The 16,745-nt window shown below is 59.9% G+C and carries 18 protein-coding genes; 9 read left to right on the top strand and 9 right to left on the bottom strand.

Going from position 1 to position 16,745, the window contains the following annotated elements:
* Positions 1-12 precede the first annotated feature (12 nt).
* Genes rnc through rpoZ form a run of 5 tightly spaced genes read right to left on the bottom strand, consistent with a single transcriptional unit; the run spans position 13 to position 4,760 of the window.
* Positions 13-747, bottom strand: coding sequence for a ribonuclease III (rnc, locus tag A0U94_RS03180; RefSeq protein WP_062033551.1), 735 nt, complete (start codon positions 745-747; stop codon positions 13-15).
* Positions 744-1,559, bottom strand: a complete 816-nt coding sequence (lepB, locus tag A0U94_RS03175; RefSeq protein WP_408735614.1) for a signal peptidase I — start codon at positions 1,557-1,559, stop codon at positions 744-746. The genes rnc and lepB overlap by 4 nt, the downstream gene beginning before the upstream one ends.
* 9 nt (positions 1,560-1,568) lie before the next feature.
* Positions 1,569-2,030 carry a holo-ACP synthase gene (gene acpS / locus A0U94_RS03170; RefSeq protein ID WP_077802420.1) on the bottom strand — a complete coding sequence of 154 codons (462 nt, stop codon included), beginning with the start codon at positions 2,028-2,030 and terminating at the stop codon, positions 1,569-1,571.
* 4 nt (positions 2,031-2,034) lie between these two features.
* The gene (locus A0U94_RS03165) at positions 2,035-4,329 is read right to left on the bottom strand and encodes a RelA/SpoT family protein (protein ID WP_077802419.1); all 2,295 of its coding nucleotides are present in this window, start codon (positions 4,327-4,329) and stop codon (positions 2,035-2,037) included.
* 35 nt (positions 4,330-4,364) lie between these two features.
* Complete coding sequence (gene rpoZ / locus A0U94_RS03160) at positions 4,365-4,760, bottom strand: DNA-directed RNA polymerase subunit omega (protein ID WP_062033888.1); 396 nt, start codon at positions 4,758-4,760, stop codon at positions 4,365-4,367.
* Positions 4,761-4,954: 194 nt separating this feature from the next.
* On the opposite strand from rpoZ, the gene A0U94_RS03155 reads away from it, so the two are divergent.
* Together A0U94_RS03155 and A0U94_RS03150 are read left to right on the top strand one after the other, a co-directional pair.
* The gene (locus tag A0U94_RS03155; protein WP_062033563.1) at positions 4,955-5,563 is read left to right on the top strand and encodes a LabA-like NYN domain-containing protein; all 609 of its coding nucleotides are present in this window, start codon (positions 4,955-4,957) and stop codon (positions 5,561-5,563) included.
* Complete coding sequence (locus A0U94_RS03150) at positions 5,560-6,123, top strand: uracil-DNA glycosylase family protein (protein WP_208611669.1); 564 nt, start codon at positions 5,560-5,562, stop codon at positions 6,121-6,123. Before A0U94_RS03155 ends, A0U94_RS03150 begins: the two co-directional genes overlap by 4 nt.
* A 31-nt stretch (positions 6,124-6,154) precedes the next feature.
* Here the strand turns inward: A0U94_RS03150 and msrQ are convergent, their stop codons facing one another.
* Positions 6,155-6,754 carry a protein-methionine-sulfoxide reductase heme-binding subunit MsrQ gene (gene msrQ / locus A0U94_RS03145; protein WP_077803810.1) on the bottom strand — a complete coding sequence of 200 codons (600 nt, stop codon included), beginning with the start codon at positions 6,752-6,754 and terminating at the stop codon, positions 6,155-6,157.
* Positions 6,755-6,768: 14 nt separating this feature from the next.
* Positions 6,769-7,707, bottom strand: a complete 939-nt coding sequence (gene msrP / locus A0U94_RS03140) for a protein-methionine-sulfoxide reductase catalytic subunit MsrP (RefSeq protein WP_077802417.1) — start codon at positions 7,705-7,707, stop codon at positions 6,769-6,771.
* Positions 7,708-7,787: 80 nt separating this feature from the next.
* Between msrP and A0U94_RS03135 the strand changes: the two genes are divergently transcribed.
* The gene (locus A0U94_RS03135; protein ID WP_062110613.1) at positions 7,788-8,660 is read left to right on the top strand and encodes an NAD(P)-dependent oxidoreductase; all 873 of its coding nucleotides are present in this window, start codon (positions 7,788-7,790) and stop codon (positions 8,658-8,660) included.
* Between the two features lie 68 nt (positions 8,661-8,728).
* Positions 8,729-9,337: a superoxide dismutase gene (locus A0U94_RS03130; RefSeq protein WP_077802416.1), complete on the top strand. Its 609-nt coding sequence runs from the start codon at positions 8,729-8,731 to the stop codon at positions 9,335-9,337.
* An 87-nt stretch (positions 9,338-9,424) separates the two neighbouring features.
* Here the strand turns inward: A0U94_RS03130 and yajC are convergent, their stop codons facing one another.
* Complete coding sequence (yajC, locus tag A0U94_RS03125) at positions 9,425-9,769, bottom strand: preprotein translocase subunit YajC (protein ID WP_062110617.1); 345 nt, start codon at positions 9,767-9,769, stop codon at positions 9,425-9,427.
* A gap of 119 nt (positions 9,770-9,888) precedes the next feature.
* Here yajC and A0U94_RS03120 point away from each other — a divergent pair, with 119 nt between their 5' ends.
* Genes A0U94_RS03120 through A0U94_RS03110 form a run of 3 tightly spaced genes read left to right on the top strand, consistent with a single transcriptional unit; the run spans position 9,889 to position 11,820 of the window.
* The gene (locus A0U94_RS03120) at positions 9,889-10,758 is read left to right on the top strand and encodes an ATP-binding protein (RefSeq protein ID WP_077802415.1); all 870 of its coding nucleotides are present in this window, start codon (positions 9,889-9,891) and stop codon (positions 10,756-10,758) included.
* A gap of 14 nt (positions 10,759-10,772) precedes the next feature.
* Positions 10,773-11,345 carry a hypothetical protein gene (locus A0U94_RS03115; RefSeq protein ID WP_062110621.1) on the top strand — a complete coding sequence of 191 codons (573 nt, stop codon included), beginning with the start codon at positions 10,773-10,775 and terminating at the stop codon, positions 11,343-11,345.
* Positions 11,346-11,355: 10 nt separating this feature from the next.
* On the top strand, positions 11,356-11,820 hold the full coding sequence (locus tag A0U94_RS03110; protein WP_149026652.1) for a hypothetical protein: 465 nt from the start codon (positions 11,356-11,358) through the stop codon (positions 11,818-11,820).
* A 45-nt stretch (positions 11,821-11,865) separates the two neighbouring features.
* Here the strand turns inward: A0U94_RS03110 and A0U94_RS03105 are convergent, their stop codons facing one another.
* The gene (locus A0U94_RS03105; RefSeq protein WP_077802414.1) at positions 11,866-14,316 is read right to left on the bottom strand and encodes a TonB-dependent receptor; all 2,451 of its coding nucleotides are present in this window, start codon (positions 14,314-14,316) and stop codon (positions 11,866-11,868) included.
* 253 nt (positions 14,317-14,569) lie between these two features.
* Here A0U94_RS03105 and A0U94_RS03100 point away from each other — a divergent pair, with 253 nt between their 5' ends.
* Complete coding sequence (locus tag A0U94_RS03100) at positions 14,570-15,739, top strand: aromatic ring-hydroxylating oxygenase subunit alpha (protein ID WP_244178056.1); 1,170 nt, start codon at positions 14,570-14,572, stop codon at positions 15,737-15,739.
* A 1-nt stretch (position 15,740) separates the two neighbouring features.
* Positions 15,741-16,745: a bifunctional GNAT family N-acetyltransferase/(deoxy)nucleoside triphosphate pyrophosphohydrolase gene (locus tag A0U94_RS03095; RefSeq protein WP_077802413.1), complete on the top strand. Its 1,005-nt coding sequence runs from the start codon at positions 15,741-15,743 to the stop codon at positions 16,743-16,745.

Genomic DNA, 16,745 nt, shown 5'->3' with positions numbered 1-16,745 from the left:
ATTGATGACATCTCAGGACGCCACATTCTGACCGAGACGTTTCAGCAGAGCGGTTGCCGCTGCCGTTTCTGCCAGCCTCTTGCTGCCGGCCTCTCCCGTTCCCGTCTGCCCGAGCGTCGTGACGCTGACGCGGAAGACGGGTGCATGGGAAGGACCGTCCGAAGACAGGAGTTCATAATTTGGAAGCGGCAGTCCCTGCGACAGCATATATTCCTGAAGCAGGGTCTTGGGCTCCTTGTGCGGCCGGTCAGCACTGTCCAGCCGGGACTGCCAGTACTGGCGGACCACCCGACGCGCAGGCTCCAGCCCACCATCCAGATACAGTGCGCCCAGCAGGGCCTCCATCGCGTCCGCACGGATACTCGACAGACGCCGGATCCCGGCATCTTCCTCATGCGGAGAAATCTGGAGGGAGCCGGAAAGCCCGACCTGATCGGCGATTTCAGCCAGAACCGTACGCGACACCAGATGGGCGTGACGCGGGCCAAGCGCGCCCTCCTGTTCGTCCGGGTAACGTTCCAGCAGCCATTCGGCCATCAGCAGACCCAGAACACGATCCCCGATGAACTCGAGACGTTCGTTCGAACCCGTGCCCTTGGGACGCTGGCTCCGGCGCGCGCGGCGCGGATCGCGGCCGGAAACGGCGGAACGATGGGTCAGCGCTTCGCTCAGCAGCTCAGGCTTTGCAAAATCATGCCTGAGCGCTGCCTGCATCGACGCAAGGGCGTCTGTTGAGGAGAGTTTCATGTGACGAGATGCAGGAAACGGTTCCAGCGGATTTCGGTCGGCCAGTACCAGAACTGCCATGCCGGATGGCGCATATCCATTGAGAACAGGACGACCGGCGCGCGACCGACAAGGTTCTGCATGGGCACGAAACCGAGATCGTCCGGACCATCACCCTGAAACCGGCTGTCGGCGCTGTCGTCGCGGTCATCGCCCATGGCGAAGAACGATCCCTCCGGAACCACATATTCCGGCGTATCGTTTGCGAAACCTTCATCCGTCAGCTTGAGAATGTCATGATCGACCGGCGGACGTCCGCCGCTGCCAGGAAGGCTCTCACGATAGAGTTCGCCACTGAGGAGGCGGTTGTTCTCGTCCAGCACCTCGTAATGACCAAGTGCCGTCCGGGGAACTTCGATTCCGTTGAGAATAAGATGCCCTCCCGTGACCTGGATATGGTCGCCGGGCAGCCCGATGATACGCTTGATGTAATCAACGGACGTATCCCGCGTGAAACGGAAGACCGCAACATCGCCACGATGAGGCTCGGCCCCAAAAATCCGGCCACTGAAGACGTTTGGAGAAAACGGAAAGGAAAAACGGGAATATCCGTAGCTGAACTTCGAGACCAGAACGAAATCACCGATCTGCAGTGTCGGGATCATCGAACCGGAAGGGATATTGAAAGGCTCCACCACAAAAGAGCGCACGGCAAACACCGCCAGCAGCAGCACGCAGAAATAACGGATGCTTTCGCCAAGCGTCTCTTCGCGGCGTGCGGGCTTGTCACCCGTACTTTCTGAACCCTGCACGGGTCTGTTCTCCTTGATCATCAGACGCTCTTAACGCAGCTTGGCGACGTTGGCGAGCGCTTCAATCGGTCCTGGCCGTCCGGACGCCTCCGGCGGTAGCGATTGGATGATGACCTGCGCCAGGGCGAACGGCGGGTCATCCGTCAGGCTGACGAAAAGCTGGGCGTTCTGTCCCGGAGGCGTCAACTGGGACAGGACTTCCCGCGCTCTTCCTGAAAGCCGCAACTCGGGAGCACCGCTTGGTCCGTTACAGACCCCGATATCCTGAAGTTGGACTCCGTGAGCAAAGCCTGTGCCCAGCGCTTTCACGCAGGCTTCCTTGGCGGCCCAGCGCTTGGCGTAGCTGCCCATGCGCGCCACTCCCGAGAGCCGGTCAGCATGGCTGCGTTCGGCCTGCGTGAAAACGCGGTTGAGGAAGCGGTCGCCAAAGCGCTCGACGCTTTTCTCGATACGCGAGATCATGCACAGATCCGTCCCCATCCCGAGGATCATGGGGTCATCCCTTGGCGCGCTCGACCTGCATGACACCTACAGCCGTCCTGAAGGCCGCGATCATGGACGAGAGATGGCGCAGGTCCTTCACTTCCAGATCTACCAGAATTTCCATGAAATCGAGCTGGCGGTTTACGATCTTGAGGTTGAGGACGCTGCCATTGTGCTTTGCAGCCACATTCGTCAGGGTCGCGAGAACCTCGGGTTCGTTGGCAGCCACCACCGACAGGCGGGCCGTATAGGGTTCGGTACCCTGACGGCGCCCAAGAGCTTCGTAATCCCAGTCCACTTCCAGAAAACGCTCGGGCGTGTCCGCGAAGCTGGACAGGTTCTGACAGCCGCGTCGATGAATGGTGACGCCCTTGCCCTGTGCGATGATGCCGACGATCGGGTCTCCCGGCAGTGGCCGGCAGCAGCCCGCGAAACTGATGGCGATCCCCGAACCGATCCCCTTGATCGTACTTCCGGAATGCGCCGTCGTCTTCGGGGCGCCGTGCCCCGAGCCCAGCATGAGGGACTGCCCGAAACGGGGCGACAGTCCCGGCACCATGCGGGGCGCACGAACGCTCTGACGCAGTTCAGGATACGCGGTATTGACGACGTCCTTGGGACCGAGCTGACCGTTCCCGACCGAGACATACAGATCTTCGACTGAAGCCTGACGGAGTTCCTTGAGGATGCCGTCGAGCACCTTTTCGGAACCATCCACCCCTTCCTGACGGAACGCCTTGGCAATGGCGGCACGGCCATTATCGAGATGCACCTGCCGCTGCTGCTGCGTTACGAAACGCCGGATACGGGCACGGGCCTTGCCCGTTGCGACGAAACGCTCCCACGATGGCGACGGCGTGCCGCCACGGGCCGTCATGATCTCGACCTGATCGCCATTCTGCAGCTCGTGCCGCAAGGGCATCAGGCGTCCGTTGACCTTCGCGCCGACGCAGGTATCGCCGACCTGACTGTGCACGGCATAAGCGAAATCAACGGGAGTGGCGCCGCGCGGCAGGGAAATCAACTGCCCCTTGGGGGTGAAGCAGAAAACCTGATCCTGATAGAGTTCCAACTTGGTATTTTCGAGGAACTCGTCCGGAGCCTGACTGTCCTCGAGGATTTCCAGAAGATCCTGCACCCAGCGCAGCTTGCGGGTCGGCGCGCCAAAGGCGGACGACAGGGCCGCGGCTTCGCGTTCGCTCGGGGTTGCGTGTTCCTTGTAAGCCCAGTGAGACGCCACACCGTTTTCAGCCAGATCGTGCATTTCGGCAGTCCGGATCTGGACTTCGATTTTCTGGTTGCGCGGATGACGCAGGGTCACCCCGGTATGGAGACTTTGATAACCGTTGGCTTTGGGGGTCGAGATGTAGTCCTTGAAGCGCCCGGCAATCATCGGATAGGCGCCGTGGATAGCCCCCAGCGCCATGTAACAGGCATCACGCGTGGGGACGAGCAGGCGAAAGGCCATGATGTCCGAAAGCTGCTCAAACGCCACATTCCGACGCTGCATTTTCTCCCAGATCGAATAGGGAGATTTTTCGCGTCCCGTGACCTCGACTCTGTCGATCCCGGTTTCCGCACACAGAGCCATCAACTCCTGACGGACCTGTTCAATGACGTCAGCGCCCTGCCCCCGCAGGAAGTTCAGGCGCGCGCGGATTGTCGCATCGGCTTCGGGTTCAAGCTGGGCGAAGGAAAGATTCTGAAGCTCCGTCTTGACGCGGTCCATACCGATGCGCTCGGCGAGCGGCGCATAGATATCCATCGTCTCGCGGGCGATACGCTGCCGACGGTCCGTACGCTGCACATAATGAAGTGTGCGCATGTTGTGCAGGCGGTCAGCTAGCTTGACGATCAGGACGCGGATATCCCGCGACATGGCCAGAACCAGCTTGCGGAAATTTTCGGCCTGTTTGGTGCGGTCGGACTGGAGTTCGAGCCGCGTCAGCTTCGTCACACCGTCAACGAGCGCTGCAACATCCTCGCCGAAGCGGGCTTTCAGGGAGTCACAGGAAACGCCGGTGTCTTCCACGGTATCGTGGAGTAGCCCCACCATAATAGAGGTTGCGTCCATGCGGAAACCCGCAAGGATATTGGCGACGGCAATCGGGTGCGTGATGTAGGCGTCGCCATTATCACGGCGCTGCTCGTTATGGGCGTTGGCCGCAACATCATAGGCGGCTTCGATCTGCGCGAGATCGGCCGACGGATCATAGCTTTCGATTCGTCGCAGCAGTCCGGCAATGGACGGCTTGAAGTCCCCGCTTGCGACAGGCGGGGGTGCAGTCGGAGGAGATGCATCAGGCATGCAGCATTCCTCCCCTTAGTAAAACCGGTCAGAGATCAGCGACGACCCCGACCACCCAATTCGGCTTCAATGGCAGCGGCTTCATCTGCAGACATGTTCTCGGCCATGTGGGCATGTTCTTCCTCGGCGGAGACATCCTGCAGACCAAAAATGTTCTGGTCCGTCGGGATCAGATCCAGCACCTCTTCGTCCACGGGCTCCGGCTCTGGAGCGCGCGCCAGAGAGCGGATGATGCCTTCGCGCAGAACGGGGAGGCTTACCTTGTCTTCGGCGATTTCACGCAGGGCGACGACCGTATTCTTGTCGTTTTCACGATCAAGCCGGATTTCCTCGCCGCGCGACAGGCCACGGGCACGCTGGGCAGCCAGCAGGACCAGTTCGAAACGGTTAGAAACCTTCTCGATGCAATCTTCGACGGTTACGCGCGCCATGCGACAGGCCCCCTTCGGGTAAGACAAAAGAATAAAATAAGAGAGAACGCTGGCAATAACATGCAGTTCATGCGAATGCAATCGGCGCCTGCCCCGCCTCCGGAATTGAACCCGAGTGCCTCCACGCCTGGTCGCAGCTGGACGGCAGCCTCTCCTGCGCGGGGCGACATATTTTACATATCAGGATTACCTTCATGCTTTTGCGCCAGAACGAACGCACTGCCCTTTTCATCGACGGCGCCAGCCTCCATCACGCAGCCCGCAATCTGGGTTTTGAAGTCGATTTCCGTAACCTTCGCAAACTCTTTGAAAATGCGTCTCTTTTTCAGCGCGCCTTCTATTATGCCGCCATGCCTGAGACGGATGACTATTCCCCGATCCGCCCCCTGACGGACTGGCTGTCCTATAATGGGTATCATCTTGTGCTGAAAACTGCGCGGGAGTTTACGGATCCTTCAGGAAGACGGCGTATCAAGGGGAACATGGATGTCGAACTGACAGTGGATCTTCTGGAACAGGCGGGCCGCCTCGATCACGCCGTGATCGTCAGCGGCGATTCTGATCTGCGTCGTGCGGTTGAGGCTGCGCAGGCACGCGGGGTCCGGGTTACGGTCATTTCCTCGATGCGCTCGACGCCGCCCATGATCGGAGACGATCTGCGGCGTCAGGCAGATATGTTCGTGGAACTGGCGGACATCGCGCCGTCGTTCACACGGCGTCAGGCTGAACCGCGCAATCCGCCCCGACAGGGCCCGGTTCGTCATCCTGCCGACATCAACAGCGACGAGACCAGCGACTCATGACCCCTCGGGCTTCTACCGGAACGATCCCCGCCCCTCCTCCGCTCTCCGCCTTTGCAGACGGCGCGCGCTCAGGAACCGGGCCGCTCTCAGCCGAAATGCTGATTGTCTGCCTCGATCCGGAAGATGCCACGGAGACCCTGGCGTCCTTTCTGGACGCCAACAGCATCGTCTTCGACCCGGCCCTTGCCGGGCCGGAGGCCATTCTGGGACGCATCACCAGCGTCATGCAGCCCCTGTCGCCACAACCTCTGGCTCTCCCGTCAGAGCTCGAAGCCTGTAGCGCCGCGCTCTGTACCGAGCTTCAGAGCATGCCCAGACTGAAGCTGGTCCTCACACTCGGAATCAGCGCCCATATCGCGGTTCTGGGCGCATGTGGCATTCCGTTATCGCGGCTTGATTTCCGGCCTGGCGAAATCACCCATCTTCCGGATGGCCTGCTTCTGGCCGACGGCTGCCACTTCCCGAGCAAACCTTTCCCGGCTGACATGATGGCGCAGCGTCGCTCCGCCCTGACTGAGCTGTCGCCCAAAATTCGCGCAGCATTGCGTCCGACCCTGTAAAAAACCCGACGGGCTCTGGATCAGAGCCCGTTTATACGCGTCTCTTCGGCAGGATGCGGCACGCCAGAAGCAACGCCAATGCCGCAAGATAGGGCGCAGAGACCGAATTCAATGTCTTGAATGACAAGAAGAAGTGGATGCCTGCCAGAACTGCGGCCGGGTAGATCAGCCTGTGCAGAAATTTCCATCGGCGCTTCATCAGGCGCATGGACAACGCGTTTGAGGTCAGCGCGAGTGGAATGAGCAGAACCAGAGCACTCATCCCGAGAATGATGAAGAAGCGGTGCGTGATGTCGGTCCACAGAACGGTCCAGTCGAACCCGTGATCCAGACCGACATAGGCCAGCACATGCAGACTGGCATAAAAAAACGCCAGCAATCCGGTCAGACGTCGGTATCGAAGCAGATTAACGCCCGCAAAACGTCTCAGCGGAGCCAGCGCCAGACAGGCCAGCAGAAAACGGAAGGCCCAGAGACCTAGTGACCGCTCGAACACATTGACCGGGTCGGCGCCGAGCGCGCCATGCTGCCCCTGCCAGACGAGCCAACCGGCCGGGATCATGCCGAGCGGATACAGGATCACGCGCCAGTGCCGTTGCAGCATACTGCTTCTGGCTCTTGAGGCAGACATCCTCTCCGACGGCATCAGAAGTTTTTCCTAAGATCCATGCCGCGATACAGATCCGCCACCTGCTCGCCATATCCGTTGAACATCAGCGTCGGCTGCCGTGTGGCACCGAAGAGGGAGTGCGCGCCTATGACGCGCTCTGTCGCCTGACTCCAGCGGGGATGATCGACCTGTGGATTGACGTTGGCATAAAAGCCGTATTCGTCGGAGGCGAGGCGGTTCCATGTCGTGGGCGGCTCGTGGTCCAGCAGGCGAATGCGCTGGATCGACTTGATGCCTTTGAAACCATATTTCCACGGAACAACCAGACGAATGGGCGCGCCGTTCTGGTTTGGAAGCGTCTCGCCATAAACACCCAGCGCGAGTAGCGTCAGCGGATTCATAGCTTCGTCCAGACGCAGACCCTCCACGTAAGGCCACTGGATGCCCGACAGGCCGTCACTCTGTCCGGGCATTTCCGACGGACGCAGAACGCTCTCGAAAGCGACATGGGTGGCGCGGGGATCGGGATCAGCGTCCTTCAGCAGGCTCGCCAGCGGGAGACCGTCCCACGGGATGACCATGGACCACGCCTCGACACAGCGCATGCGGTAAATACGCTCTTCCATTGCCGCAGAACGCAGAAGCTGCTCCACGTCCAGACGGACGGGCTTGCGGACAAGACCCGTGATCTCCAGCGTCCAGGGGAGCGGATGAAAGTCCTGCGAGCGGGCCGCAGGATCGGCTTTGCCCATGCCAAATTCGTAAAAATTATTATAGTGCGTCACGTCTTCGTGTGGCGTCGGCGTGAGATTGCCGGAATACGGCCCCGGATGCGTCTGGAGGGATGCGGCGTTTGCCGCGGTGGCAAGCGTGCTCAGGGCTGCCGCACCGCCGATCAGGGCACGTCGGGAGAGATACATCTCTTTTGGAGTAATCTCGGATGGCAGCGGCCTGGGGTACTGAAAAAGTGCCATGATCAATTTCCGGACTCTGAGAAACTCTGGCACCTATGATGCGTGAGTCTGTCGTAACGCATCATAAGGAGCCAGTATCCATGCCCCGTCCTAAAATCGGTTTTATCGGCTACGGTGCGATGGCCCAGCGTATGGGCACCAATCTGCGAAAGGCCGGCTACCCGGTTGTCGCGTTCGCGCCGTCAGGGGGCAAGGATGAAACGGAAATGCTGCCCTCGCCCCGTGCGATTGCCGAAGCGGCCGAGATCATCATTTTCTGCGTACCGAATGATGCCGCGGAAAATCAGTCCCTGCATGGCGAAAATGGCGCGCTCGCTGCCCTGACGGCTGACAAGCTTGTCCTCGATACATCCACAGTCTCGCCGGATCAGGCGGACGCCTTTGCAAAACTTGCTGTGGAACATGGGTTCTCCCTGCTTGATGCCCCCATGTCCGGCAGCACGCCGGAAGCCGAGACTGGCGATCTGGTCATGCTGGTGGGAGGCGATGAGGCCGTGGTCAAGCGGGCGCAGCCGGTTCTGGACGTGATCGGCAAGCTGACGATCCATGCCGGACCTGCCGGTGCGGCCGCACGCCTGAAACTGGTCGTGAACGGCGTGATGGGGGCGACGCTCAACATCGTGGCCGAAGGCGTATCGTACGGGCTGGCTGCGGGGCTGGACCGCGATGTCGTGTTCGAGACGCTTCAGCAGGTGGCCGTTGTCAGCCCGCATCACAAGCGTAAACTGAAGATGGGCCAGAACCGTGAGTTCCCGTCGCAGTTCCCCACACGCCTGATGTCCAAGGACATGGGGCTGCTGCTCGATGCCGGACGCAAGGTTGGCGCGTTCATGCCAGGCATGGCCGTGGCCGATCAGGCTCTGGCCCTTTCCAACCGGCTGCATGCGGATGAGGATTACTCGGCCCTCATCGGTGCGATGGAACACAGCGTTGCCAATCTTCCTCATAAATGAGAACGATACGCGGGAGCCCCCGTCCCTGAGGACGGTCACCTCGCCTTATTCTGCCAAGGAGTGACATCATGGCCTTTGAACTTCCCACCCTGCCCTACGCCGAAAATGCTCTCGCTGATGCGGGCATGTGCCAGGAAACGCTGGAACTGCACCACGGCAAACACCATCAGGCCTATGTCACGGCCCTGAACGGTTTCGTGGAGAGCAAGCCGGAACTGGCTGGCAAGACGCTTGAGGAGATCATCGCGTTCTCCCACGGCAAGCCTGAGATTGCCCCGGTCTTCAACAATGCGGGCCAGCACTGGAACCACATCCTGTTCTGGAAGAATCTGTCTCCGAAGGGCGGCAAGATCCCGACCGCTCTGGAAAAGAAGATTGCTGAAGACTTCGGGTCTGTTGAAGAGTTCAAGAAGCTCTTCAAGCAGGCTGCCACGACGCAGTTCGGTTCGGGCTGGGCCTGGCTGGTACTGGACAAGTCCGGCAAGCTTGCCGTGACGAAAACGGCAAACGGCTCCAACCCGCTTGCTGAAGGTCAGGGCAAGACGCTTCTGGGCCTCGATGTGTGGGAGCACGCTTACTACCTCGATTTCCGCAACCGTCGCCCGGACTATGTCACGAACTATCTGGACAAGCTCGCCAACTACGAGTTCGCGGAAGCCGAACTGAAGTCTGCCTGATCCCTTCGAGGTTCATCAGACAAAAAAAACGCCCCGTCCGGTTTTCCGGGCGGGGCGTTTTTCATGAACGGGTCGCAAAAGCCCGGTTCAGGAAGCGCTGGGCGTTTTCTCGCGCGACGTGATGGTCGTGATCGTGCTGCGGACGATTTTCACGCGTACACCCTGTGCGATCTCGACATCGACTTCATCGCTGTCATCACGCGTCGCCTGCACGACGCCCACGATGCCACCGGCCGTGACGATACGATCACCACGACGCAGCGAGCCCTGCTCGTCACGCAGTTTGCGTGCGCGCTGCTGCTGGGGGCGGATCAGCAGGAAATAGAACACCACGAAGATGAAAATCATCGGGGCGAACTGAAGCACCTGCGGATTGGAAAGCAGACCACCACCATCGGCGGCCTGGGCGGAAGAAATAAACAGACTGCTCATGGATGTCGGGGTCCAGTCTTGAGTGAAGCTGGCGGGGACCATATCGTCCGGGGGCTGCCCGTCAAGCGTGGCGCCGATGTCTTTTGATCTCAACTCCTTTCAGCCCGGAACCGTTTTCCATGACCGACCACGCCCTGCTCAACGCTCTCGAACGTATTGCCGACAGTCTGGAGCGCATGAGTCCGCCTCCGCCGAACGCGGATATCCTGCACAAACATGACGCCTTTCTGTGGCAGGCCGCGCTGGGCGTACTGACTCCGGTTGAGAAGGTTTCGGGCGTGCCCCTGTCCCTGCTTCAGGGCGTGAAGCGTCAGATGGATCAGGTCATGGCCAACACGCGGCATTTCGCGGAGGGCTTCAGCGCCAACAATGTCATGCTCTGGGGCGCCCGTGGCATGGGGAAGTCCTCGCTCGTTAAAGCCTCCGTTGCGGCTGTGAACGCGGAGCAGCGGACGAAGGGCGGCGGGACACTTGCGCTGATCGAGATCCAGCGGGACGAACTTTCATCGCTACCGAAACTGCTGGCTGTCCTGCGGACCACGAAACGCCGCTGCATCCTGTTCTGTGATGACCTTTCGTTCGAAAGCCAGGACGCAGATTACAAGTCACTCAAATCCGTGCTCGATGGCGGGATCGGAGGTCGGCCCGAGAACGTCCTGATCTACGCCACGTCCAACCGCCGGCACCTGATGCCGCGGGATATGATCGAGAACGAGACGGGAAGCGCAATCAATCCATCCGAAGCGATTGAGGAAAAGGTCTCTCTTTCGGACCGGTTCGGTCTGTGGATCGGACTGTATGGCGCGACGCAGGACGATTATCTGGCGATCGTTGAAGCCTATGCGGCTTATTACAACCTGCCGGTTCCGCGTGAGAACCTGCGACGCAAGGCGCTTCAGTGGGCCATGGCGCGGGGCAGTCGGTCCGGCCGCGTGGCCTCGCAGTTCATCAGCGATCTGGCTGCGGAACTGGGTATTCCGCAGTCGTGAGGACGGAAAAAACCATGAAGATATTCCACGCCCTCGGACTCCTTGCCCTTCTGGCCTCTGCCATGAATACGGCTCAGGCCGGAGACAATCCACGCCTCAAGGCCATGTTCGACGCCGATCAGGCAGAGCGTGAACAGGAGCCGATCAACTGGGACACCCTGATCCCCAATGACATGAAGCGGCGGGCCGAACTACACAGGATGCTGGAGCAGAATGTCGTCACGACGGGGCTGGACTACTACGAAGCAGCCTTCATTCAGCAGCATGGCCAGAAACCGGACGATTACCTGCTTGCGCACGTCCTGGCCATGGCCGCACTGGCAAAGGGGTACACACAGGCCCGCTGGATCGCAGCAGCGACACTTGATCGCTATCTTCAGCAGAACAGGCACCCACAGATTTTCGGCACGCAGACTGTCATCCGGAGCGTGGCCGGAACCGGAAAGGAAGAAACTCCCACACGCGCACCATTTAACGCTGCACTGATACCTGACAGCCTTCGTGCCACACTTGGCGTCGCCGATCTGAAAACACTTGCGAACCGCCTATCCAAAAAGGACTATAATTCTTCGAATGGCGAGAACTGAGGTTACGTTCATGGCACCCCTGATACTTCTATGCCTGTTTGCTGCGGTTTTTCTGGCCTACGCCGCACCCGATACGCCGGTCGGCAGGATCTGTCGTGATCGGCTTGTGACGCGTCCCTGCAGATGGATAAAAGAATTTCCCCATGTTGTGGGAATTCTTGCGCTGGGGACTATTCTGCTTGTGGGTTGCGCCACGTGGTTACTGGGCCATGATGGTTTTGCCACAAGCCTACAGATGGCTCCGGATTTTCTGACCTTTGCCACCAGCTTTGAAGTCACGTCTTTTATCGAAGCGGCATCCAGCCTTGCGTTTGTGATGCTGACGACGGGAGTCGGAAAAAATATCCTCATTCTGCGGGAGCTGTTCCGACGCACGGCAAGACGGAGCAGGCGTGTTGCGAGTGCAGCCCGCTCACGTCTGACGGGACAAAATGCAGATGACCCTGACCCGGCAGCTCTCTCAGCTTTTTCCTGATACTGAAAGCAGGCGGACCGAAGCGCCGCCTGCCTTGTCCGTCGTTCAGAACGACGCGCTGACGGTGCCAAAGAATTCGCGGACAGCACCGCGCTCCATGGACTGGTAATCGCCCACAGCGGGGTTATCGTTCTCACCCATCATGGAGATGTATTTGGTGTTGAACAGGTTGTAGACATTGAAGCTCGCCGTGACATCCTTGAGAACGCTGAGCTTGCCGAAACGATACTGCGCACCGGCATTAGCCAGCCAGTAGCCGCCGATCGACGTGTCGTTCATGAAGCTGTAATAGCGGCGGCTGTAGTAGTTCGCATCAAAATGCGCTGTCATACCCTTCCAGCTATAGGCAACCGATGTTTTGTACATCCAGGCGGGATAGTTGACGATATTCTTGCCCGCGAGCGCGTAATAGCCGCCGACCGTATCGACGTTCCGGTCGTAGGTACCTTTGTTGTAGCTCAGGTTATTGCTGATGCTCAGGCCGTCGATGGGGGTAATGGTGATGTCGCCATTCGCACCCGTCATGGAGATATGGCCGAAATCAATGACCTGCGAGACCGGGTTGGTCAGAGAGCCAACGGCCGCGGCCAGGATCGGGTGGATCAGGCTGGCATGGTAGACCGTCGCGTTCACCTGAAGGAGCTTCGACGAATAGCGATAACCACCGAGATAGACCCAGGCCTTTGACGGCTCTAGAGACTTCTTCTGCGCCTGGAACGTCGCCTGATCCTGCACGGAATAGACCGAGTTTGCGACACCATAGGCCGAGACCTCGTAGGCGCGCATGTTCTCGGCCACGTCAACATAGATCTCGTGGTGGCGGTTGATGTGCCAGTCCAGATTGACATGTGGCAGGAAGGCCTGAGACGCCGTCAGCGATCCGTTCGGCAGGGCGTCAGCACCCGTCCAGTCAGCATTGTTATACTGCGCACCGCCGGATGTGGTAGCGGTCATGGACTTGAAACCGGCATGCAGGGTCAGGCCTTCAGCAAGCTGGATGCTGTCCTGAAGATGGAACTGCATGACATTGGTGTTCCACTGGAAGTTGTAACCTTCCAGGTAGGCCGGGCCATAAACGTCATAAGGCCCGACGGCCTTGAGCGGTGCACCCTGCCCCAGAAGCGGCTGGCGGTAATTGAAAAGACCTGCCTGCTGGTTGTTGTTCTCGTACCAGACACCGCCTTCGATCGTATGACGGCCCCATTTGTAGCGCAGGCTGGTATCAAAACCATAGCGTTCCTGACGGTTCTGCCAGACTTCCTCGGACAGGGGTGCGCCGTCCTCGACCTGATCGTCGGGGTCGCTGTCGGTATAGCTGTAATAGCCGGTCTGGCTGTGGCCGTAGAGCGTGCTGTTCCAGGTCAGATGGTCGGTAAGGGCAAGATCGAAATGCAGCCCGCCCATGTAATTGGTTTCGGCCTGACCGCCGTCATACATGGCGATATTGGAGCCATCGATACCCGGAACACTGTTGTAACCCGCCGGATAGGGGCGCGTCCCATTGGCGATGCCGTAAGCCAGACCATAGTTCGGATAAAGATGGGGTGTACGCCAGCCGAGGTTCTTCAGGATGCCGATGGACGTATCGGGATAGTTCCACTGCGCAAGGCTGGACCAGTTGAAGAAGGCCGACATGCGACTGCGTTCATTGATCGGCTGTACGAGCTTAGCATCGACCTGCTGCATGAACTGGTCGCCACTGCCCATCCACATGCCCTCGTCGGTCCGGGCATAGGAGGTGTAGAGCTTCGTGCCGGTCTGGTTCAGCTTGCCGGAATCCAGGCGGACATAGGTACGGTAGGAGCCATAGCTGCCAAAGGACTGGCTCACCTTGCCACCGCGTTTATCGTCGGGATCCGAAGATCCGATCTGGATCGTCCCGCCCAGCGTGTTCATGGAGGGCAACTCAACGGAGCCTGCGCCCTGCGACATGCGCATGGACTGGATGTCATCGGGAATGATGGCAGAGGCCAGGCTCATGCCGCTGACGGACTGGTAGGTCTGGTCGTTCAGGGGAACGCCATCCACCGTCACGCCCATCTGATTCATGAAGAACCCGCGCACGTAGAGATTGGCGCCGAAGCTGTCGATACCAAACGGGTCGGTGGAAGTGAAGCTCACGCCCGGCGTGCGGTCCAGCATCTTGTAGGCACTGGTTCCGGGGACGTACTGGCGCATGATGGCTTTCGAGACTGCCTGCTCGGCATCACGGCCCGTCAGTTGCCGCCCCGTGACGGCGACACTTTCGGTCGCGCGGGATTCCAGAGCTCCGGCCTTGCGACGGGCCGGTGCGGCGCGCTCCGCGCCATTCCGTGCAGATGCGCCAGAAACAGCTTTCGGAGCCGCTTTCGGGGCATGATGCTTTGCCGGATGCGCGGACACCGAAACCGGCGAAGCATCATCCGCTGCAGGAAGGGGCTGATGCCCTGCCGCCAGAGCTGACTGGCGGACTGCAAACAGTGCGATGGAGGAAAGCAGCAGGGATCTGGTTCGCACCGTGGACGAAACTCCGGAATCTGGGTTTTGTAAACTTTGGGAAGCGGTGTCCTAAACGTGCCTGCACACTGCGGAAAGCGCCAGCATTGCTAGATGATGTTTCAATGACACGAAAACGGTGGTTTTTGTGCCGCATGTTGCGGGAAAGACGCGCTCTGCGGACATGAATGATCGCTTCCTGTAGGGGGGCTTTGCCTGTTAGGCTCACTCTCAGCAAGACGATGTCGCGGTTTCATTACGGATCAGGATACTCATGTCGCAGACGCTTTCTGTCTCTTCTGCTGCCGAAAACTCTCCTTCGGGCACAGATCGGGTGATCGACCCGAATATCGGCGAATATTCTCCAGTCGAGGATGTGGTCCGCAAGACAGGAGATCTTCGGCGCGTTCTGGCCAACCCCGATTACTGGTATCCGGTCGCCTGGTCCCGCGAACTCAGGCGCGGCAAGACTATCGGCACGCGGTATGCGGGGCAGCCGATCGCGCTCGTGCGCCCGATGGACGGCAGCGTGTTCGCGCTGGAAGACCGGTGCGCGCATCGTCAGGTGCCGCTCAGCCTCGGCAAGGTCAGCGGTGAAGCGGTTCAGTGCTGCTATCATGGCTGGGCGTATGGCCGTTCGGGGCGCTGCATCGACGTGCCGTATCTGGGCAAGGGCAAACTGCCGAACGGCGTGCGGACCTATCCGTGCCGCGAAGAGGGCGGCCTGATCTTTATCTTCCCGGGCGATCCCGCGAAAGCCGAAAGCACGCCGTTTCCACAGATGGGATCGGTTGGCAATCCCGAATACAAGACGCGCCGTTTCGGCGAGACGGTCGCGTGCCATTACAGTTTCATGCATGAAAACCTGATGGATATGAACCATCAGTTCATGCACATGAAGCAGATGGGCCAAATGAAACCCCGCTTTCTGGGCGGGCGGGACGAACCCACACTGGTCGAGGCGCGCTACAGCTTCGCGCGTACCGGCGGCAAGCAGCCCTGGGGCGAGACGTTCATTTTCGGCGAGCGCCGCGACGCGAGCGAGAAATACGCTCATAAAGACGTCATGACGATCCGGACGGAATATCCGTACCAGACACTCCGCATCGCCACGGGCGACGAACCGCCGGTCATGGATCTGTGGATCGTCTATGTCCCGCAGGATGTGGAACAGAAGACCTGCCGTGTCTTCGGACTGCTCTCGATCCGTCGCCCGAAGGCCAAGCTGGTTCTGGACATCGCCTGGCCCTTCCTGGTTGCGTTCACGGAGCGGATCTTCAAGGAAGACCGGGATATCGTGGAGCTGGAACAGGCTGCGTGGAACGAACAGGGCGGCGACCGCAATCAGGAAGTCTTCCCGGTCATCAACATGCTGCGCCGGCTTCTGGGCCGATGCGGCGTTCCAGCCGACAAGCCTACAGACCAGCAGGTTTCACAATCCTGACATGACACCTGAACTCAAGGCAGGGGGCCTCGTTCTGCGCGCCCTGCAGCCGGAAGACGCCCCGGCCGTCCACCGTCTCATCAATGACTGGAGCGTCGTGCGGATGCTCAGTCGCCTGCCCTTTCCGTATCCGCGCGATCTGGCGGAACAGTGGATCGACTCCACCCGTCATGACAGCGCGAAGGGCAGCGCACATCATTTCGCCATCACCCGTGACGGATCGCTTCTGGGCGCAATCGGTCTCGTGCTGTCTGACGACCGGCGTTCCGGATCGCTGGGCTACTGGCTGGCTCCGAGCGCATGGGGACAGGGCCTCACCACCCAGGCGGCCCGGCGCGTGATCGAATGGGGGCTGACGGTCCTTCGGCTGGAGAAAATCACAGCAGATGCAGCGCAGGACAATACAGCCTCTCTGGCGGTTCTGACCAAGCTTGGTTTTGCAAAAACAGGCACATCCAGCCGACGCTTCGTGTCACGCGGGCAGGATTGTCCGATTGATCTGCTCGAACTGCCCCGGACGACATTTGTTTTGGAAGCGCAGCCACCAACTGAAGCTCCTGTACCGCCGGCCGAAGCGGTTCCTGTCGCTATGGAACCACCTAAGCCGCGTACGCTGCTGGTCGTGGCCGCAGCACTTCTGGACGCGCAGGGACGGATTCTTCTCGCCAAGAGACCGGAAGGCAAACGTCTGGCAGGACTTTGGGAATTCCCCGGCGGCAAGGTCGAGCGTGATGAGACGCCAGAGCAGGCGCTGATCCGGGAAATGCGCGAGGAACTCGGACTGGATCTGACCGGTTCCTGTCTGGCGCCGTTCACGTTCGTCAGCGAAAATGCCGGACCGTTTCATCTGCTGATGCCGCTTTATGTGGTGCGGCGCTGGCGGGGTGTTCCCACCCCACGTGAAGGTCAGACTCTGGAATGGGTGACCGCCACCGATCTGGGCCGTTATCCCATGCCGGACCCGGACCTTCCGCTGATCCCGCTTTTGCAGGAGCTTCTGGGCTAG

The sequence above is a fragment of the Gluconobacter albidus genome, assembly GCF_002005485.1.
In the GTDB taxonomy this organism is placed as follows: Bacteria; Pseudomonadota; Alphaproteobacteria; order Acetobacterales; family Acetobacteraceae; genus Gluconobacter; species Gluconobacter albidus.
Note: the sequence above shows the minus strand (reverse complement) of the source record. Positions and strands in the feature narration are given on the sequence as shown.

What these genes read in the sequence shown, in the direction of transcription:
- A0U94_RS03115 (WP_062110621.1), top strand. Translation starts at nt 10,773, where the DNA reads ATGAAGATATTCCACGCCCTCGGACTCCTTGCCCTTCTGGCCTCTGCC.
- A0U94_RS03095 (WP_077802413.1), top strand. Translation starts at nt 15,741, where the DNA reads ATGACACCTGAACTCAAGGCAGGGGGCCTCGTTCTGCGCGCCCTGCAG.
- A0U94_RS03110 (WP_149026652.1), top strand. Translation starts at nt 11,356, where the DNA reads ATGGCACCCCTGATACTTCTATGCCTGTTTGCTGCGGTTTTTCTGGCC.
- lepB (WP_408735614.1), bottom strand. Translation starts at nt 1,559, where the DNA reads ATGATCAAGGAGAACAGACCCGTGCAGGGTTCAGAAAGTACGGGTGAC.
- A0U94_RS03120 (WP_077802415.1), top strand. Translation starts at nt 9,889, where the DNA reads ATGACCGACCACGCCCTGCTCAACGCTCTCGAACGTATTGCCGACAGT.
- yajC (WP_062110617.1), bottom strand. Translation starts at nt 9,769, where the DNA reads ATGAGCAGTCTGTTTATTTCTTCCGCCCAGGCCGCCGATGGTGGTGGT.
- A0U94_RS03130 (WP_077802416.1), top strand. Translation starts at nt 8,729, where the DNA reads ATGGCCTTTGAACTTCCCACCCTGCCCTACGCCGAAAATGCTCTCGCT.
- rnc (WP_062033551.1), bottom strand. Translation starts at nt 747, where the DNA reads ATGAAACTCTCCTCAACAGACGCCCTTGCGTCGATGCAGGCAGCGCTC.
- A0U94_RS03155 (WP_062033563.1), top strand. Translation starts at nt 4,955, where the DNA reads ATGCTTTTGCGCCAGAACGAACGCACTGCCCTTTTCATCGACGGCGCC.
- rpoZ (WP_062033888.1), bottom strand. Translation starts at nt 4,760, where the DNA reads ATGGCGCGCGTAACCGTCGAAGATTGCATCGAGAAGGTTTCTAACCGT.
- msrP (WP_077802417.1), bottom strand. Translation starts at nt 7,707, where the DNA reads ATGGCACTTTTTCAGTACCCCAGGCCGCTGCCATCCGAGATTACTCCA.
- A0U94_RS03150 (WP_208611669.1), top strand. Translation starts at nt 5,560, where the DNA reads ATGACCCCTCGGGCTTCTACCGGAACGATCCCCGCCCCTCCTCCGCTC.
- A0U94_RS03135 (WP_062110613.1), top strand. Translation starts at nt 7,788, where the DNA reads ATGCCCCGTCCTAAAATCGGTTTTATCGGCTACGGTGCGATGGCCCAG.
- acpS (WP_077802420.1), bottom strand. Translation starts at nt 2,030, where the DNA reads ATGATCCTCGGGATGGGGACGGATCTGTGCATGATCTCGCGTATCGAG.
- A0U94_RS03165 (WP_077802419.1), bottom strand. Translation starts at nt 4,329, where the DNA reads ATGCCTGATGCATCTCCTCCGACTGCACCCCCGCCTGTCGCAAGCGGG.
- msrQ (WP_077803810.1), bottom strand. Translation starts at nt 6,754, where the DNA reads ATGTCTGCCTCAAGAGCCAGAAGCAGTATGCTGCAACGGCACTGGCGC.
- A0U94_RS03100 (WP_244178056.1), top strand. Translation starts at nt 14,570, where the DNA reads ATGTCGCAGACGCTTTCTGTCTCTTCTGCTGCCGAAAACTCTCCTTCG.